Annotated in this window: 18 protein-coding genes; 3 read left to right on the top strand and 15 right to left on the bottom strand. The window is 60.6% G+C overall.

Going from position 1 to position 16,284, the window contains the following annotated elements:
• Positions 1-108: 108 nt before the first annotated feature.
• Complete coding sequence (ppsR, locus tag AC1DZ5_RS17290; RefSeq protein WP_310339542.1) at positions 109-930, top strand: posphoenolpyruvate synthetase regulatory kinase/phosphorylase PpsR; 822 nt, start codon at positions 109-111, stop codon at positions 928-930.
• A gap of 68 nt (positions 931-998) precedes the next feature.
• Here the strand turns inward: ppsR and AC1DZ5_RS17285 are convergent, their stop codons facing one another.
• Positions 999-1,682 carry an ABC transporter ATP-binding protein gene (locus AC1DZ5_RS17285; RefSeq protein ID WP_310339544.1) on the bottom strand — a complete coding sequence of 228 codons (684 nt, stop codon included), beginning with the start codon at positions 1,680-1,682 and terminating at the stop codon, positions 999-1,001.
• Here AC1DZ5_RS17285 and AC1DZ5_RS17280 point away from each other — a divergent pair.
• On the top strand, positions 1,681-2,337 hold the full coding sequence (locus AC1DZ5_RS17280) for an arylesterase (RefSeq protein WP_477891278.1): 657 nt from the start codon (positions 1,681-1,683) through the stop codon (positions 2,335-2,337). The two genes, AC1DZ5_RS17285 and AC1DZ5_RS17280, sit on opposite strands and share 2 nt — an antisense overlap.
• Positions 2,338-2,345: 8 nt before the next feature.
• Positions 2,346-3,401 (top strand): tRNA 2-selenouridine(34) synthase MnmH, encoded by a 1,056-nt coding sequence (mnmH, locus tag AC1DZ5_RS17275; protein WP_477891276.1) that lies wholly within the window; start codon positions 2,346-2,348, stop codon positions 3,399-3,401.
• A 56-nt stretch (positions 3,402-3,457) separates the two neighbouring features.
• On the opposite strand, the gene AC1DZ5_RS17270 is transcribed toward mnmH, so the two are convergent.
• The 14 genes from AC1DZ5_RS17270 to AC1DZ5_RS17205 form a co-directional block, all read right to left on the bottom strand.
• Complete coding sequence (locus tag AC1DZ5_RS17270; RefSeq protein WP_477891274.1) at positions 3,458-3,640, bottom strand: hypothetical protein; 183 nt, start codon at positions 3,638-3,640, stop codon at positions 3,458-3,460.
• A gap of 82 nt (positions 3,641-3,722) precedes the next feature.
• Positions 3,723-4,547: a DUF2189 domain-containing protein gene (locus AC1DZ5_RS17265; RefSeq protein ID WP_477891272.1), complete on the bottom strand. Its 825-nt coding sequence runs from the start codon at positions 4,545-4,547 to the stop codon at positions 3,723-3,725.
• A gap of 71 nt (positions 4,548-4,618) precedes the next feature.
• A complete protein-coding gene (locus AC1DZ5_RS17260; RefSeq protein ID WP_477891270.1) occupies positions 4,619-5,824 on the bottom strand; it encodes a PLP-dependent transferase in 1,206 nt (401 codons plus the stop codon).
• Between the two features lie 10 nt (positions 5,825-5,834).
• A complete protein-coding gene (locus AC1DZ5_RS17255) occupies positions 5,835-6,359 on the bottom strand; it encodes a phosphoribosyltransferase (protein ID WP_310339551.1) in 525 nt (174 codons plus the stop codon).
• A gap of 77 nt (positions 6,360-6,436) precedes the next feature.
• On the bottom strand, positions 6,437-7,813 hold the full coding sequence (locus tag AC1DZ5_RS17250) for an adenylosuccinate synthase (RefSeq protein ID WP_477891267.1): 1,377 nt from the start codon (positions 7,811-7,813) through the stop codon (positions 6,437-6,439).
• Positions 7,814-7,824: 11 nt separating this feature from the next.
• Positions 7,825-8,973: an ATP phosphoribosyltransferase regulatory subunit gene (locus AC1DZ5_RS17245; protein ID WP_477891265.1), complete on the bottom strand. Its 1,149-nt coding sequence runs from the start codon at positions 8,971-8,973 to the stop codon at positions 7,825-7,827.
• Positions 8,974-9,027: 54 nt separating this feature from the next.
• On the bottom strand, positions 9,028-9,219 hold the full coding sequence (locus AC1DZ5_RS17240; protein WP_477891263.1) for a DUF2065 domain-containing protein: 192 nt from the start codon (positions 9,217-9,219) through the stop codon (positions 9,028-9,030).
• A gap of 3 nt (positions 9,220-9,222) precedes the next feature.
• The gene (gene hflC / locus AC1DZ5_RS17235) at positions 9,223-10,125 is read right to left on the bottom strand and encodes a protease modulator HflC (RefSeq protein WP_310339556.1); all 903 of its coding nucleotides are present in this window, start codon (positions 10,123-10,125) and stop codon (positions 9,223-9,225) included.
• Between the two features lie 9 nt (positions 10,126-10,134).
• A complete protein-coding gene (gene hflK, locus AC1DZ5_RS17230) occupies positions 10,135-11,511 on the bottom strand; it encodes an FtsH protease activity modulator HflK (protein WP_477891261.1) in 1,377 nt (458 codons plus the stop codon).
• A gap of 39 nt (positions 11,512-11,550) precedes the next feature.
• Entirely contained in the window at positions 11,551-12,723 is a 1,173-nt protein-coding gene (gene hflX / locus AC1DZ5_RS17225; RefSeq protein ID WP_477891259.1) for a GTPase HflX, read from the bottom strand.
• A gap of 48 nt (positions 12,724-12,771) precedes the next feature.
• Complete coding sequence (gene hfq / locus AC1DZ5_RS17220) at positions 12,772-13,020, bottom strand: RNA chaperone Hfq (protein ID WP_409034242.1); 249 nt, start codon at positions 13,018-13,020, stop codon at positions 12,772-12,774.
• 117 nt (positions 13,021-13,137) lie between these two features.
• Complete coding sequence (gene der, locus AC1DZ5_RS17215; protein ID WP_477891256.1) at positions 13,138-14,475, bottom strand: ribosome biogenesis GTPase Der; 1,338 nt, start codon at positions 14,473-14,475, stop codon at positions 13,138-13,140.
• Between the two features lie 19 nt (positions 14,476-14,494).
• Positions 14,495-15,625, bottom strand: a complete 1,131-nt coding sequence (gene bamB / locus AC1DZ5_RS17210; RefSeq protein ID WP_477891254.1) for an outer membrane protein assembly factor BamB — start codon at positions 15,623-15,625, stop codon at positions 14,495-14,497.
• The gene (locus tag AC1DZ5_RS17205; RefSeq protein WP_477891252.1) at positions 15,625-16,278 is read right to left on the bottom strand and encodes a YfgM family protein; all 654 of its coding nucleotides are present in this window, start codon (positions 16,276-16,278) and stop codon (positions 15,625-15,627) included. The genes bamB and AC1DZ5_RS17205 overlap by 1 nt, the downstream gene beginning before the upstream one ends.
• Positions 16,279-16,284 lie beyond the last annotated feature (6 nt).

Below are 16,284 nucleotides of genomic sequence, written 5' to 3'. Positions count from 1 at the left end.
TTACCAAATGCGCTAAATTGTGGTGATTGTAGGTGGCGTGGGCACTAGGTAAGACTACTGAAAATCCGGGCGCGCTTGCAAATCACTGACACCCTGGACCCATCCACCATGCACCAACGCACCGTATTTTTCATATCTGACGGCACCGGCATCACCGCCGAGACCTTTGGCAACGCCATCCTGGCGCAGTTCGAGTTGAAGGCCCGCCACGTGCGCCTGCCCTTTGTGGACACGGCCGACAAGGCCTACCAGGCGGTACGCCAGATCAACCACACCGGGGTGGTGGATGGCAACAAACCCATTGTGTTCACCACGCTGGTGAACATGGAGGTGCTCAAGGTCATCCAGGAGGGCTGCCAGGGCATGCTGTTGGACATGTTTGGCATGTTTGTGAACCCGCTGGAAAACGAGCTGCAGATCAAGTCCCACCACCGCATTGGCCGCTTCAGCGACGCCAGCAAGAGCAAGGAGTACCAGGACCGCATCGAGGCGATCAACTTCTCGCTGGCGCACGACGACGGCCAAAGCAACCGCGATCTGGAACAAAGCGATGTGATTCTGGTGGGCGTGAGCCGCAGCGGCAAAACCCCCACCTCGCTCTACCTGGCCATGCAGTACGGCCTGAAGGCGTCCAACTACCCGCTGATCCCCGAAGACTTTGAGCGCCGCCAGCTGCCCCCTGCGCTGGTGCCGCACAAGGCCAAGATCTTTGGCCTGACGATTCAGCCCGAGCGCCTCTCCGAGATCCGCAATGAGCGGCGCCCCAACTCCAAATACGCCTCCATTGAGAACTGCCGCATGGAAGTCAGCGAGGCCGAGGCCATGATGCGGCGCACCGGCATCCGCTGGCTGTCCACCACCACCAAGTCCATCGAAGAGATCTCCACCACCATCCTGCAAGAAATCCACCCCGAGCGGCTGATGTACTAGACCGCTATGGTTTCAATAGCTGCTCGCGCACTATTGACGGGGGCTAGCGGCCCATTTTGCTTAAAAACTCAGGCTGGCAGCTCGGCCAGCACCTTGCCGGCCTCAATCGTGATGCGGCGGTCGCAGCGCGCGGCAATGGCGCGGTCGTGCGTCACCAGCACCAGGGTCGTGCCCTGCTCGCGGTTCAGGTCAAACATCAGCTCCATGATCTTTTCGCCGGTGGCGAAGTCCAGGCTGCCCGTGGGCTCATCGGCCAGCAGCACGGCGGGCTTGACCACAAAGGCACGGGCCAGTGCCACGCGCTGCTGCTCGCCGCCACTCAGCACCTTGGGGTAGGAGTTCAGGCGCTGGGCCAGGCCCACGCGGGCCAGCATCTCGGTGGCCGCGCTGCGGGCGTCCTTGCGACCGTCCAGCTCCAGGGGCAGCATCACGTTTTCCAGCGCCGTGAGGTTGCCCAGCAACTGGAAGCTCTGGAACACGAAGCCCACCTGGCGCGCGCGCAACGCGGCGCGGGCATCTTCGTCGATGGCAAACAGATCGTGGCCCGCCAGCCGCACGGTGCCGCGCGTGGGCGTGTCCAGCCCGGCGATGATGGAGAGCAATGTGCTCTTGCCCGACCCGGATGCTCCGACGATGGCCGCGGTCTCGCGGGCTTTGAGTGCAAAATCAATATCGCGCAGAATCTCCAGCGTGCCGGTGGAATCGGTCACCGCCTTGAAAACATGCTCTACCGAAATGATGGGATCTGACATGGGACTCTCTGTAGTTCGACGACACTGTAGCGCGCTGCTTATTTTGGCGGGATTCGCAGGGGCTTGTGCCCTGCCCGCCTTGGCCGCCGCGCCCACGCCGGCCACCATCGTGGTGGTGGGTGATTCGCTGAGCGCCGAATACGGCCTCAAACGTGGCACCGGCTGGGTGGCCCTGCTGGAAAAACGCCTGGCCCAGGAAAAACAAGATGCCAAGGTGGTCAACGCCAGCATCAGCGGCGACACCACTTCTGGCGGCCGCTCACGCCTGCCTGCGCTGCTGGCCCAGCACCATCCCACCGTGGTGGTGATCGAGCTGGGCGGTAACGACGCACTACGCGGCCTGCCCCTGGCCATGACCCAAGACAACCTGCAAGCCATGACCCAGGCAGCCCAAGCTGCCGGTGCCAAGGTGCTGCTGGCCGGCATGCAGGTGCCCCCCAACTATGGGCAGGACTACACCAAGCGTTTCAGCGACACCTTTGCCACCGTGGCCAAGGCCAACAAGGCGGCGCTGGTGCCCTTCTTGCTCAAAGGCATCGCGGATGGGCCCAATGCCACACAGCTATTCCAGGCCGACCGTATCCACCCCAAGGAAGAGGCGCATCCCACCATCCTCAACACGGTGTGGCCCACGCTGCGCACCTTGTTGCGCTAGGCCTGCCCATGAGTTTGAAATTGATGGCCGCTGCCCAGGCCCTGGCCCAACTGGACCAGTTTGACGCGGTGATCGACGCGCGTAGCGAAGGCGAGTACGCGCTGGACCACCTGCCCGGTGCGCAAAACTGGCCCACGCTGCACGACGACGAGCGCATCACCATCGGCACCCTGTACAAACAGGTCAGCCCGTTTGAGGCGCGCAAGCTGGGCGGTGTCGTTGCGGCGCGCAACATCGCCAGCAACATCGAAGCCCACGCACTGGACAAGCCCAAGCACTGGGCGCCACTGGCCTACTGCTGGCGCGGCGGCCAGCGCAGTGGCTCACTCAGCCTGGTGCTGGACCAGATTGGCTTCAAGGTCACGCTGGTCGAAGGCGGTTACAAAGCCTTTCGTGCCGCCATGCTGGAAGACATTCCGCAGCAGGCGCAGCGGCTGCAGCTGGAGGTGGTGTGCGGCACCACGGGCTGCGGCAAGACGCGGCTGCTGCACGCCCTGGCAGCTGAGGGCGCCCAGGTGCTGGACCTGGAAGGCCTGGCCAACCACCGCAGTTCCCTGTTGGGCGCGGTGCCCGGCCTGCCCCAGCCCACGCAAAAGCGCTTTGACACGCTGGTGTGGAACACGCTGCGCCGCTTCGACGCCACGCGCCCGGTGTACGTGGAGAGTGAGAGCAAGAAAATTGGCAACCTGACCCTGCCCATGGCCCTGGTGGAGCGCATGCACGCCAGCCCCTGCCTGCAGCTGAGCCTGCCCACCGAAGAGCGCATAGAGCTGCTGCTGGAGGACTACAGCCACCTGGTGCACGACACCACCTACTTTTGCCAGCGGCTGGATGTGATGGCCGAATTCCGTGGCAAGGCAGTGGTGCAGGGCTGGAAAGACCAGGTGCTGGCCGGCAACTTCCGCCCCGTGGTGCAAGACCTGCTGACCCAGCACTACGACCCAAGCTACCTCAAGTCCATGCAGAACCACTTCCGCCACTACAGCGGCGCGCGCAGCATCACTGCCAGCAACCGCTCCGCCGAGGCGATGCGTGAACTGGCCCGGGCGCTCTTGGCGCCCTAGCAAATGTGCAGATGGGGATGCAGGACTAAACGGGCAGAGCGTTCAGTAGGTGCCGCTCAGGAGGCTTCGCCGGCAGCGTTGCCTTCGGCAGGAATACCAGACTCGGCATCAGGCTCGTCATTCTCAGGCGCGTCACCCGTGAGTTTGCGCTCGGCCTTGCTCTTGAGTTTTTCTTCTTTTTTCTTGCGCTTGGCCAGTTCTTTCTGACGCTTTTCGTAACCGTAATTGGGTGTTGCCAAGGTGTGCTTTCAGTATGTTGGGGGCACTTTACCACCTTGGTGCGCCATCCCTGCCTTGCACATGCCCTTTACGCGTGATTTGTCAGGCCACAGGGCCCTGCTCGGTGCATGCAGGCCATTGCACCGCGCCACGGTACGCGTGCCAGCTGGCGTGCCCCAGCCAGGGCCCTACCACCAGCAACCCCAAGCTCCAGGGCACCAGCATGGCCAGCACAATCAAAGTGGTCAGGATGGCGCCCCAAAGCAGCATCACCGCCGTATTGTGAAACACCACCTCCAGGCTGGTGATGGCGGCCGAGATGGCGTCGGTGCCTCGGTCCAAAATCATGGGAATGGACACCACCGCTATGGCAAACACCAGCATGGCAAAGGCTCCACCCACCAGCGCATAGGCGACGACAAACTCCCAGTTGTCCGGGTTGAAGATGGCTTGCACCACGCCCGTGGTCGACGGCATGCCGGTGTTAAAGAACACCGCAAACACCACCAGCGACGCCCGGCCCCACAACAATTCGAGCACCACCAATACCAGCACCAACAGTCCCATGCTGCCCAGATGGCGATCCCAGCAGGTGATCGAGGCGCCGAGCTCTGAGGCAACACCCAACTCGCGGCGGCGGCTGACCTCGTACAGGCCCATGGCCAGAAATGGGCCCAGCAGCAGACAGCCCGAGGCAATCGACAGGGTGTATTCGGGTTTGGAGTGGAAAACCGCCGTGAGCACCACCGCCATCAGGCAAAACGCTACGCCGTAAAACGCGGCTATCCCGGGGTGGGCCACCAGGTCGGCAGCGCCCTTGCGCAACCACACCAAGGGCTGCCCCCCATTCAAACGGACAATGGTTTTGCGCGGCGCCGTTGAGGGCGGCGGGAAATACGGTTCGGTTTCTGGCAAAGGGGTCTGCATAAGTGCCCACAGCCTACCCAGACCATGGGACTTTGCCTATTCAGGAAAACGCGCGGTGATCGCGCGAACCTTCAGCGCAAGACCTGCAGCGCGCGCGCGATGTCACCCTGCAGATCGGCCACGGCTTCCAGACCCACAGAGAAGCGCACCAGCGTCCCCGGCAGCAAATGCGCCGGCCAGCCCGAGCGCATGGTTTCCAGCTCATAGGGCACCACCAGGCTGATGGGACCGCCCCAGCTGTAGCCCAGTCGGAACAGCTGCAGTGCGTCACAAAACGCATCCGTTTGCGCCTGGCTGAAGCGGGCCTCCAGAATTACGCTGAACAGCCCTGCCGCACGGCCCTCGGCATCGCTGCACAAGGCTTTCCAATGGGCGTGGCCAGGCGATTCTTCGAGTGCCGGGTGCAACACCTGCACAAACTCGGGTTGGGTTTGCGCCCAGGCCGCCAGCTCGCGCGCAGCCACATCGTGGGCACGGTAGCGCAATGCGATGCTGGGCAAAGAACGAAGAACCAGCTCTACATCGTTCATACCCACGCCAATGCCAAAGCGCATGTGGGTCAGCTTGAGCTTGAGGTGCAGGCCGGCATCTCGCGTGATCACGCTGCCCATGAGCACATCGCCACCGCCGCTTGGGTACTTGGTCAGCGCGTGGGCCGAGATATCGACCCCCACCGCAGGGCTGGCGCCGGGCACCAGGTCAAATGGCGCAAACGCCAAGCCTGCGCCCCAGGTGTTGTCCAGCGCAGTCAGCACCTTGCGGCGCTGGCAGATGCGCACCATCTCCACCAGATCGGGAAACTCCAGTGACACCGAACCTGCGGCCTCCAGCCAAACCAGTTTGGTGCGGCTGGAGATTTGCGCCTCCAGGTCCTCGGGGTCCATGGGGTTGTAGTACTGGTGCGTGATGCCCCAGCCCATCAACTCGCCTTCCACCAGGGATTTGTTGGGGCCGTAGGCGTTGTCGGGCAGCAGCACCTCGTCGCCACTCTTGAGCAGCGACAGCGCGACAAGGCCCAGCGCCGCCAGCCCACTAGGAACCAGCAGGCACTGCGTGCCGCCTTCCAGCGTGGCCAGGCGCTCTTCCAGCGCGTAGCTGGTGGGCGTGCCGTGGAGGCCGTAGGTGTAGGCGGTCTTGTCTTTCCACTCGCGGCTGCGCATGGCGGCCACGGTGGGGAAGAAGACGGTGGATGCCTTGAAGACGCCAGGCTGCGGTGCCTCAAAGCCTTCCGGCGGAACGTAGGGGTGGTGAATGAGGCTGGTGGTGGGATGCGCCATCAGACCAACCTCACACGGACCATTTTTGGATCAATTGCTGAGGGCGCAGCGAGTCATAGCCCTCGAAGGGCTGGTGGATCCAGGGGTTGGTAGGTAGGAACTCGACCGAGTAATCGGGCGTGAAGGTGCTCAGGGCCTTGGTCCAGATCACGGCGCTGCGCAGCTCGCTGATAGGCTTGTAGTTGTTCTTGAGCTGGTGAATCACCGCGTTCAGCGTGTGGCCCGAATCAGCCAGGTCGTCCACCAACAGCACGCGGCCGGCGATCTCGCCCTTGGGCGTGGTGATGAAGCGGGCGATGTCCAGATTGCCCTGCTGCGTACCGGCTTCGGCACGGTAAGAGCTGGTGGACATGATGGCCAGAGGCTTGTCAAATACACGCGACAAGATGTCGCCGGGGCGCATGCCGCCACGGGCCAGGCACAGGATGGTGTCGAACTCCCAACCCGACTGAAAAATCTTGATCGCTAGTTTTTCAATCAGGTTGTGGTACTCGTCGTAGCTCACATACAGGTGCTTGCCGTCTTCTGTCAACATCAGGATGCTCCTAAATTGGTAGCTGCTTGCGCAATATTCACGGGGGCTAGAGGTCTATTTGACTTAAAACCAGGCGATCACTCGGCCAGGTAGGGGTGCTTCATCATGATGGTGTGGTCGCGGTCCGGGCTGGTAGACACCATGTGGATAGGCACGCCGGTGACCTGCTCGATACGCTGCAAATACAGGCGTGCTGCCACGGGCAGCTTGTCGTACTGCGTCACACCCACGGTGCTGTCGCTCCAGCCTTCCATGGTTTCGTAAATTGGCTTGCAGCGTGAAATGTCATCGGCGCCCATGGGCAGGATGTCGACCACTTCACCGTCCAGTTCGTAGCCGGTGCACAGCAGCAGTTCTTTCAGGCCGTCCAGCACATCCAGCTTGGTGATGCACAGGCCGGACAAACCGTTGACCTGGGCAGAGCGCTTGAGCAAGGCGGCGTCAAACCAGCCGCAGCGACGCGAACGGCCGGTGGTCACGCCCTTTTCGGCACCCACGGTGCTCATGTGGTAGCCGGGTGTGCCCTCCACTTCCCAGTCCAGCTCGGTAGGGAAAGGGCCGCCACCCACGCGGGTGCAATAGGCCTTGGTAATACCCAGGATGTAGTGCAGCATGCCCGGCCCCACACCAGAACCCGCAGCGGCATTGCCGGCCACACAGTTGCTCGACGTCACATAGGGGTAGGTGCCGTGGTCCACGTCCAGAAGCGTGCCCTGTGCACCTTCAAACAACAAATTTGCACCATGGAGGTTGGCTTCATTGAGCTCGCGCGACACGTCAGCCATCATGGGCTTGAGCAGCTCGGCGTGGCGCATGGCTTCCGCGTACACGGGCTCAAACAGTACTTGGCCGTCCTTCATGTAGGGCGCCAGCGTGGGACCAAAATCAAACGCGGCAGAACCCAGGTAGCTGGTCAGCACATGGTTATGCAGGTCCAGCAGCTCACGCAGTTTGGTGGCAAAGCGCTCTGGGTATTTCAGGTCCTGCACGCGCAGGGCGCGGCGGGCAATCTTGTCTTCGTAGGCTGGGCCAATGCCGCGGCCAGTGGTGCCGATCTTGGCGTTGCCGCCCTTCTCACGTGCGGCTTCACGGGCCACATCCAGCGCCGCGTGGAACGGCAAAATCAGCGGGCACGCTTCGCTGATGCGCAGGCGCGAGCGCAGTTCCACACCCACTTTTTCCAGCCCTTCAATTTCTTCAAACAACTTGGCGGCCGACAGCACCACACCATTGCCGATGTAGCACTTCACGCCGGGACGCATGATGCCGCTGGGGATCAGGTGCAAGGCGGTTTTCACGCCGTTGATGACCAAGGTGTGGCCCGCGTTGTGGCCGCCCTGAAAACGCACCACGCCTTGTGCACTTTCGGTGAGCCAATCGACCAGCTTGCCCTTGCCCTCGTCGCCCCACTGGGTGCCCACGACCACTACATTTCGACCTTTGGTTGTATTCATTTCGCTCTGCTTTAAATTGCTGTTACGACCCACTGACCGGCGGCTTGCACCAATTCGCGGTCGCACTGAAACTCATCGACTTCACTCTCATGCCCTGGCAGCACACACACCACCGTCTCGCCCTGCTGGCGCAGTTGGGCAATGGCGGTGCGCAGTGCAGCCGCCTCCCCCCAAGGCGCACGGATGGCCGCACGCAAGGGGCGCACAGCAGCGGCGCCGACCAGAACTTTCACGTCCAGGCTGAACCCAACTGCCGGGCGCTTGCGGCCAAACACCGAACCCACCTCGTCATAGCGGCCACCGCGAGCCAGCGCATCGCTGGCACCGGCGGCATAGACAGAAAAGCGCACACCGGTGTAATAGGCGTAGCCACGCAGATCCGCCAGATCAAACGACACGCGCACGCCTTCTAGGTGGCCCGCCAGCCATTTCAAATGGTCCAGCGCTTCGTGAATCGCGGGCAAAGGGGGCAAGACCTTGCGAGCATGCTCCAGCACCTGTTCGCCACCGTAAAGATCGACCAGCGCCAACAGGCCTTGGGCAATCGCTTCGGGGCAGCTCTTCACCAGCAAAGCCAATTCGCTGCAGTCTTTGGCAGCCAGGGCGGCGTGCACCAGCACCTGCTGCGCGGCGTCCAGGCCCGATTGGGCCAACAGGGCTGCCACGATGCGCGCATCCGCCATGTCCACCGTGAGCGCACCCACTTGGGCGGTCTTCAGGGCATCCAGGGTCAGCGTCAAAATTTCTAGATCGGCTTCCAGGCCAGAGTGGCCATAGATTTCGGCGCCAAACTGCAAGGGTTCGCGCGTGGCGTGTGGCACTGCAGGACGCGTGTGCAACACCGGGCCGCAATAGCAGAGGCGGGTCACGCCCTGGCGGTTCAGCAAATGGGCGTCGATGCGGGCCGCCTGTGGTGTGCTATCAGCCCGCAGCCCCATGGTGCGGCCCGAAAGCTGGTCCACCAATTTGAAGGTTTGCAGGTCCAGCGCCTCACCGGTCCCCGACAACAAAGACTCCAGGTGTTCCAGCATAGGGGGCATGACCAGCTCATAGCCATAGCAGCGCGCCATGTCCAGCAGGTCTCGACGTATTTCTTCGATGTGGCGCGCTTCAGACGGCAACACATCGGCAATGTGATCCGGCAGGACCCAAGCAGACATGGAATTAGTGGGGGCTGTTAAAACAGCGATTTTACCGGGCTTGAGGCCCGGTTTTCAGGGCGTGAGCCACCAAATCGTGATCAAACCCGCCAAGATGCTGAGCAAACCGAAGAATCGGATCTGCCCATCCTGCAGCTGCAGCAGCTGCGTAAACATGCGGCGCCACCCGGTGGGGGAGATAAACGGGAACAGACCCTCTATCACCAACACCAGGGCCAGCGCCAGCCAGAACGCGTCAGCGCTCAAGGCCTACTTCTTGGCTGCGGCCGTTGCGCCGCCGCCATTGCGAAATACCTTGAAAAATTCAGAAGAGCTGGGATCCAGCACCATCACATCGCTCTTGTTGGCAAAGCTGGTCTTGTAGGCTTCCAGGCTGCGGTAGAACTGCGCGAACTGCGGGTCTTTGCCAAACGCCTCGGCATAAATGCGTGCAGCCTCGGCATCGCCCTCACCCTTGATCTTTTGGGCCTCGCGGTAGGCATTGGCAATGGCGATCTCGCGCTGGCGGTCCGCATCCGCGCGGATTTTTTCACCCTCAGCCGCTCCGGTGGAACGGAGCTCGTTGGCTACGCGCTTGCGCTCGGCCTCCATGCGGCGGTAGACCGACTCGGTGATGGCTTCCACATAGTCCACGCGGGTGATGCGCACATCCACCACATCCACACCCCAAGGCTTGGCACCACGCACCTTGTCGAGCACTTCGGCTTTCACGTCAGCCATCAGCGCTTCGCGCTTCAACGACAGCAGTTCTTTCACCGTGCGCTTGTTGATCTCTTCCTGAAAGGCATTGCGCACCACGCGGTTGAGCTGGCTGGCACCGGCACTTTCGTTCAGGCCCACATTGCGGATGTACTCGGTAGGCTCGCTGATGCGCCAACGCACATACCAGTCGATCACCACGCGTTGCTTTTCTGCAGTCAGCATGGGCTCGGCATCGGTGCTGTCCAGCGTCAGCAGGCGCTTGTCGATGTACGAGACATTTTGGAACGGCGGCGGCAGCTTGAAGTTGAGGCCTGGCTCCGTGATGACTTCCTTGATTTGGCCCAAGGCATAGACCACGCCAAACTGGCGCTGGTCCACTACAAACAGCGTAGAGCTGGCCAGCGCCAACACCACCAGCAACGAAGAAAAGATAAGTCCGATCCGGTTCATGGTCAGTTCCTAGCGCGAATCGCGGTCACGGGTGCGCGAAGCATCCCGGCTGCGTGCATCGTTGTTCAAAATGGTCACTGCTGGGGCAGTGGCAGGAGCGGTCGTGGTTGCGGCTGTGCCAGCATCCGCCGCAGGCGCTTGGGTCCCATTCATCTGCAAAACCTTGTCCAACGGCAAATACAGCATGTTGCCGCCCTGGCGAGACTCCACCAGCACCTTGGTCACGTTGCCATAGATTTGTTGCATGGTGTCCAGGTACATGCGGTCACGCGTGACCTGTGGCGCCTTTTGGTATTCGGTGTAGACCGAGCGGAAGCGCTGTGCATCGCCCTGGGCCTGGGCCACCACACGAGCTTTATAGGCATCGGCTTCTTCCTTCAGGCGCGAAGCGGAACCCACGGCACGGGGCACCACGTCATTGGCATAGGCCTGGGCTTCGTTCTTGGAACGCTCGCGTTCCTGGCCCGCCTTGAGCACATCGTCAAACGAGGCTTGTACCTGCTCGGGCGGACGCACACCGCCCTGCTGCAAGTTGATACCGACCACTTCCACACCCACCTTGTAGCGGTCCAGAATAGTCTGCATCAGGGCGCGTACACGCGGCGCAATCTGGTCACGCTCCTCGGAAAGGGCTGCGTCCATCTTCATCTTGCCCAACACTTCACGCACCGCGGTTTCTGCGGCCTGCACAACAGCCTCATCGGGCTTCTTGCTTTCAAACAAAAAAGCACGGGCATCGCTCAGGCGGTATTGCACCGCAAACTTGATGTCCAGAATGTTTTCGTCTTCGGTCAGCATGGCGGACTCTTTGAGGCCGGTCGCCTTCAAGACCACATCACGGCCCACATCCACCGAACGGATTTGGCTCACAAACACCAACTCATGCTTTTCAATCGGGTAGGGCAAGCGCCAGTTGAAGCCAGCATTGACGGTGGACTTGTACTTGCCAAACTGGGTGATCACGGCCTGCTGGCCTTCTTGCACGATGAAAAAGCCGGTACCCAGCCAGATCAGCAACAACACGCCAACGATCAGGCCAATGCCAATACCGGCACTCTTCATGTCTGGCTGAAATCCGCCGCCATTGCCACCGTTGCCTGTGCCTTGGGGCTTAGCGCCACCACCGAACAAGCCGCCGAGCTTGCGGTTGAAGTCGCGCCACAACTCGTCCAAATCTGGTGGGCCCGATTGGGCAGCACCCCGGTGACCTGATTGCGGCCCCGTGCTGGGCTTGCTGGCTTCAGGGGGGGATACCGGTGGCTCCACGCCCTCGCCCTCCGGCTGCTTGTCCTCACCTCGGCCCCAACGCGAATCGTTGAGGTTGAACATATGGCGCATCCACTGCGGGCGACGAAGCCCCTGGAGGGAAAGCGTAGGAATTTTCATGGTTTTGTCTCGCATACAACTGCTGACGATTGTGCCTAACTAATCACCGTCCCCAGACGGATCAGGGACATACGCTGGCGAAAGGTCTGCCTCCACTGGCAACGCAGCCATTTGCGCCAAGCGCTGGCGCAACAAAGGCATGCCCTTGTTGTCCCGCGCGCTGACAAACACCCGCGGGGTTTGCACGCCATTGACCTCGTATTCATCTTCCAAGCGCAAGGGTTTGTGCTCCGCATCCAGGGCATCGATCTTGTTGAAGACAAGTAGCTGGGGAATGTGGTCTGCACCAATCTCTGCCAGCACAGCCTGCACCTGGGCAATCTGCTCCGGGAAATTAGGATTGGATGCGTCTACCACGTGCAACAGCAAATCGGCGTCAATCGCCTCTTGCAGCGTGGCCTGAAAGGCATCGACCAAGCCGTGCGGCAAATCACGAATGAACCCCACCGTATCCGACAGAGAGACCGAGCGCTGCGCATCACCCAGGTAGAGCTGGCGCGTGGTGGTGTCCAGTGTGGCAAACAGCTGATCGGCCGCGTAGGCACGCGCTTTGACCAACGCATTGAACAACGTCGATTTACCCGCGTTGGTATAGCCAATCAGGGAGATATTGAAGGCATCTCGTCGCTCACGCTGCCTGCGCTGGGTTTGGCGTTGGCGCTTGACCTTGGTCAAACGTTCTTTGGTACGTTTGATCGTTTCGCTGATCATGCGGCGGTCCAGCTCAATTTGCTTTTCACCTGGGCCCCCACGCACCCCGGCACCACCCGTTTGGCGCTCCAAGTGAGACCAGCGGCGGACCAGGCGTGTGCTGAGGTACTGCAGGCGCGCCAACTCCACCTGCAACTTGCCTTCATGGCTGCGCGCACGCTGGGCGAATATCTCCAGAATCAGAAAGGTGCGGTCATTGACTGGAAGCTCGAGGTGGCGTTCCAGATTGCGCTGCTGGCCAGGGCTGAGCGACTGGTCAAACAGGATTTCCTGGGCACCCAGTTGCTGGGCCAACATCTTGATTTCATCGGCTTTTCCGGACCCGACGAACAACGCCGCGTCGGGTGCCCGGCGTTTGCAGGTGATGCGCGCCACAGGGCTCAACCCGGCGGTTTGTGCCAGTAGGCCCAGTTCTTCGAGTTCGCCGTCGAAATTGGGAACACCCAAGTCCACCCCAACCAAGATGGTGGGGGCGATGGGTAAATCAGTGCGATTGGTCAAAAGCGGATCTGGCCGATCAAACAGCTACGGGCCACCAGGCCCGCAGAATTAGGCAGCGCCAGCGTCGTCTGCCGTGGCCGCAGCAAGATTCACTGCGCGGCCTGGAACGATGGTGGAGATGGCGTGCTTGTAGACCATTTGTGTCACCGTGTTGCGCAGCAACACGACGTACTGGTCGAACGATTCAATCTGTCCCTGAAGTTTGATGCCGTTCACCAAGTAAATGGAGACCGGCACGTGTTCCCGACGCAAGGCGTTGAGGAACGGGTCTTGTAGGAGTTGACCTTTGTTGTTCACGATATTCTCCGTGTTCAAAAAATGAAGAGGCCTCGACCATACCACAGCATTGGACATGCGCTGAGCGCAACCGTGGTAACCCGGGGGGCAAAAGGCTACTTGTCCGCCTAATGGGCGCTAGTCTTTGTCCGCGTAAGGGTTCTCCGAGGATTTCATCTGGATTTTGAGGGGCGTGCCCACCAAATCGAACTCCTTTCGGAAACGCCCTTCCAGAAAGCGCTTGTAGGTCTCGGTCACATGCTCCAGCGAATTGCCATGCACCACAATGATGGGCGGATTCATACCGCCCTGGTGCGCGTAACGGAGTTTGGGGCGGTACACCCCAGTTTTCTTGGGCGTCTGAAATTGCACTGCTTCGAGCAACAAGCGCGTGAGCACTGGTGTCGGCATTTTGCAGTTGGCAGAGCGATGGGCTTGCGCAATGGAATCCCATACCGGACCGAGGCCCTGGCGCTTGTGCGCAGAGATCATGTGCAAGGCCGCAAACTTGAGAAAGCCCAATCGCGTCTCAATGGAGCGCTTGACCAGCTCACGCTGGTATTCATCGACCGCATCCCATTTGTTGATCGCCACCACCACAGCCCGTCCCGACTCCAGGATGTAGCCTGCGATGTGCGCATCCTGGTCAGTCACGCCTTGGATCGCATCGATCAAAAGCAAGACCACGCTCGCAGATTCAATGGCCTGCAGAGTTTTCACGACGGAGAATTTTTCAATCGCCTCAAAGACCTTGCCTTTGCGGCGCAAACCTGCAGTGTCAATCAGTTCAAAGCGCTGCCCGTTGCGTTCAAAAGGTACCGAAATCGCGTCCCGCGTGGTGCCGGGCATATCAAATGCCACCAACCGCTCCTCACCCAACCAAGTGTTGATCAGGGTGGATTTGCCTACATTCGGGCGCCCTGCTACGGCGAGTTTGATAACGGCAGGATCAGCATCTTCTGCAGCATCCTCAGGCACCGTCCAATTCAGAAGCGCCAACGCCATGTCGACCAAGGAACGAATGCCTTGTCCATGGGCGGCGGATACCGGAAACACTTCGCCCAGCCCCAGCTCAAAAAACTCGGACAGCTGAGCGCCATCTTTCATGCCCTCGGCCTTGTTGGCGATCACCAAGCAGGGTTTACCTAGCTTACGCAGGTACTTGCCGATGTCGTAGTCTTGGGCGGATACACCGCCCCTCGCGTCCACAACAAACACCACCACGTCTGCCTCCGCAACCGCCTGTCGCGTCTGCTTGGCCATTTCCTTGTAGATGCCAGAACTGGCGTCCGGCTCGAAGCCACCGGTGTCAATAACGATGTATTCGTGCTTGCCCTGCTTGCCGTTGCCGTAATGGCGGTCGCGTGTCAACCCCGCGAAATCGGCCACGATAGCGTCCCGGGTTTTGGTAAGCCGATTGAACAACGTGGATTTGCCGACGTTCGGACGACCGACCAGCGCGATAACAGGTTTCATGGAAAATGCCCTTTTTTAATTATTCAGGGCGGTACGCAAAAACGCCGCCTTTTTGCGTTACGGCAATCAATGTTTTTCCAACCAGCGCGGGCGAGGCCATGATGGGCGAACCATCCGTGCTCAGGCGGTTCAGAGGAGCCGCATCTTGGCGTGCCAAGAAATGCAGCAAGCCCAAACTATCCCCCACCACAATGCTTTGGCCCAGCAGCACGGGCGCGGTCAAACCGCGCCAACGCAGGCTCTCAGAGGACCAGAGGCGCTCGCCATCGGCACGCCGCCAAGCCACTACTTTTCCATCGTTCTCTGAGCCAACCAAAACGCTGTCGTCGCCGCCCAACCCCGTACTGCCAACCGCCGGTTTCGTCCACGCCACTTTGCCTGTTGCGGCGTCCACGCAGCCGACCACGGACTGAAAAGCCCGCACACACACGCTGTTGCCCACACGGCTCACGCCGGCAGAGAGATCCACCAGCCGCTCAACCTCGTTGGTTCCGCGGCTCACAGCCACAGGTGCCTCCCAGCGCACACTACCTGATTGGGGGTTCATGCCCACCAAGCGACCACCAATGCCTACCACCAAGGTATCGCCAACCGGTATCAGCACCCCTGCTTGCCCCAGCACCAATGCGTCAGAACCGCGTTGCTGTTGCCACAGCTTGCGACCGGTAGCCGCATCAAAAGCGGTAATAGTGCGGTCGGCCGAGAGTGAAAACACACGCTCGCCAGCCACTAGAGGGGTTGTCAATGCTGCGGCCCCTAAACGTTGGCGCCAAATGATCTGCCCGGCTTCTAGAGCAATCAATTCACCCTGGTCTGTCACCACGGCAGCGTAGTGACCGTCACTGCCTACGCCCGTCACCACCGATGCGGCCAATTCCGCTTGCCACACCTGCGCCCCGGTTTCACCATTCAACGCCACCACACGACCGCTGGAAGATGCAAGAAACAGCGTGTTGCCAACCACCCGTAACTCTGTAGGAGCATTGATGGCGCCAATATTGGCAGCCCAAGCAGGCTTGACGCCCAGCAAAGCAGCGTTGGGCCCCAACTCAGCGGGCACAGGCTTGGAAGGCCCCGCGCAACCGCACAGCACCATAGACAGCGCCCCCAATAAAACGGCGATCCAGCGGGTCACGACAGGCCGCGACATCAGGTTGCATCACCTGCGGTGGCGCCCAACGCATTCAGTTTGACCAGTACCATTCGGCGGTATTCAGACTGGGCATCAAAGCCCAGATAGGCCTTTTGGTACAAGGCGATTGCCTCTGTATTTTTACCCTGAGCTGCCAACACATCCCCCTTGCGATCTGCTACCAGAGACGCGAACTCGGTTGGGAAAGCGCCATCCAACAGTTTGAGAGATTCGTCATAGGCTTTGGCCTCCAGGCGCATACCTGCCAAGCGCAACTTGGCAACGGCGGCGTACCCCTCATCGGCCTTATTCTCCGCCACCCACCCCAGCACGTTCTGCGCGATTTCGGGTTTGCTAGACAGATACGCCATCTTCGCGACCAGCAAACCTGCCTGCGGTGTATAGACTGCAGAACCAAAACGCTGCTTCATATCACCAAAAGCTCGCTCAGCTTGGGCTACATCGCCACTGCGCACGACCTTCTCAACTTCATCAAACATCGCGGCCGCTTGTGTCGCCTGCTTTTGCTGCCAGTACTGGTAACCATTCCAAGCGGCCAAAGCACCCAGCACCAGTATCAAAATACCCGTGATGAGGTTGCCATACTGTTTCCAGAAATGTTTGAGCTGGTCTAGCTGCTCTTGTTCTTCAAGGTCTAAGTGGTTTGCCATATCAAT

The organism is Rhodoferax sp. P1_F3, assembly GCF_056405715.1.
This window is presented reverse-complemented; position numbering and strand designations above follow the sequence as displayed.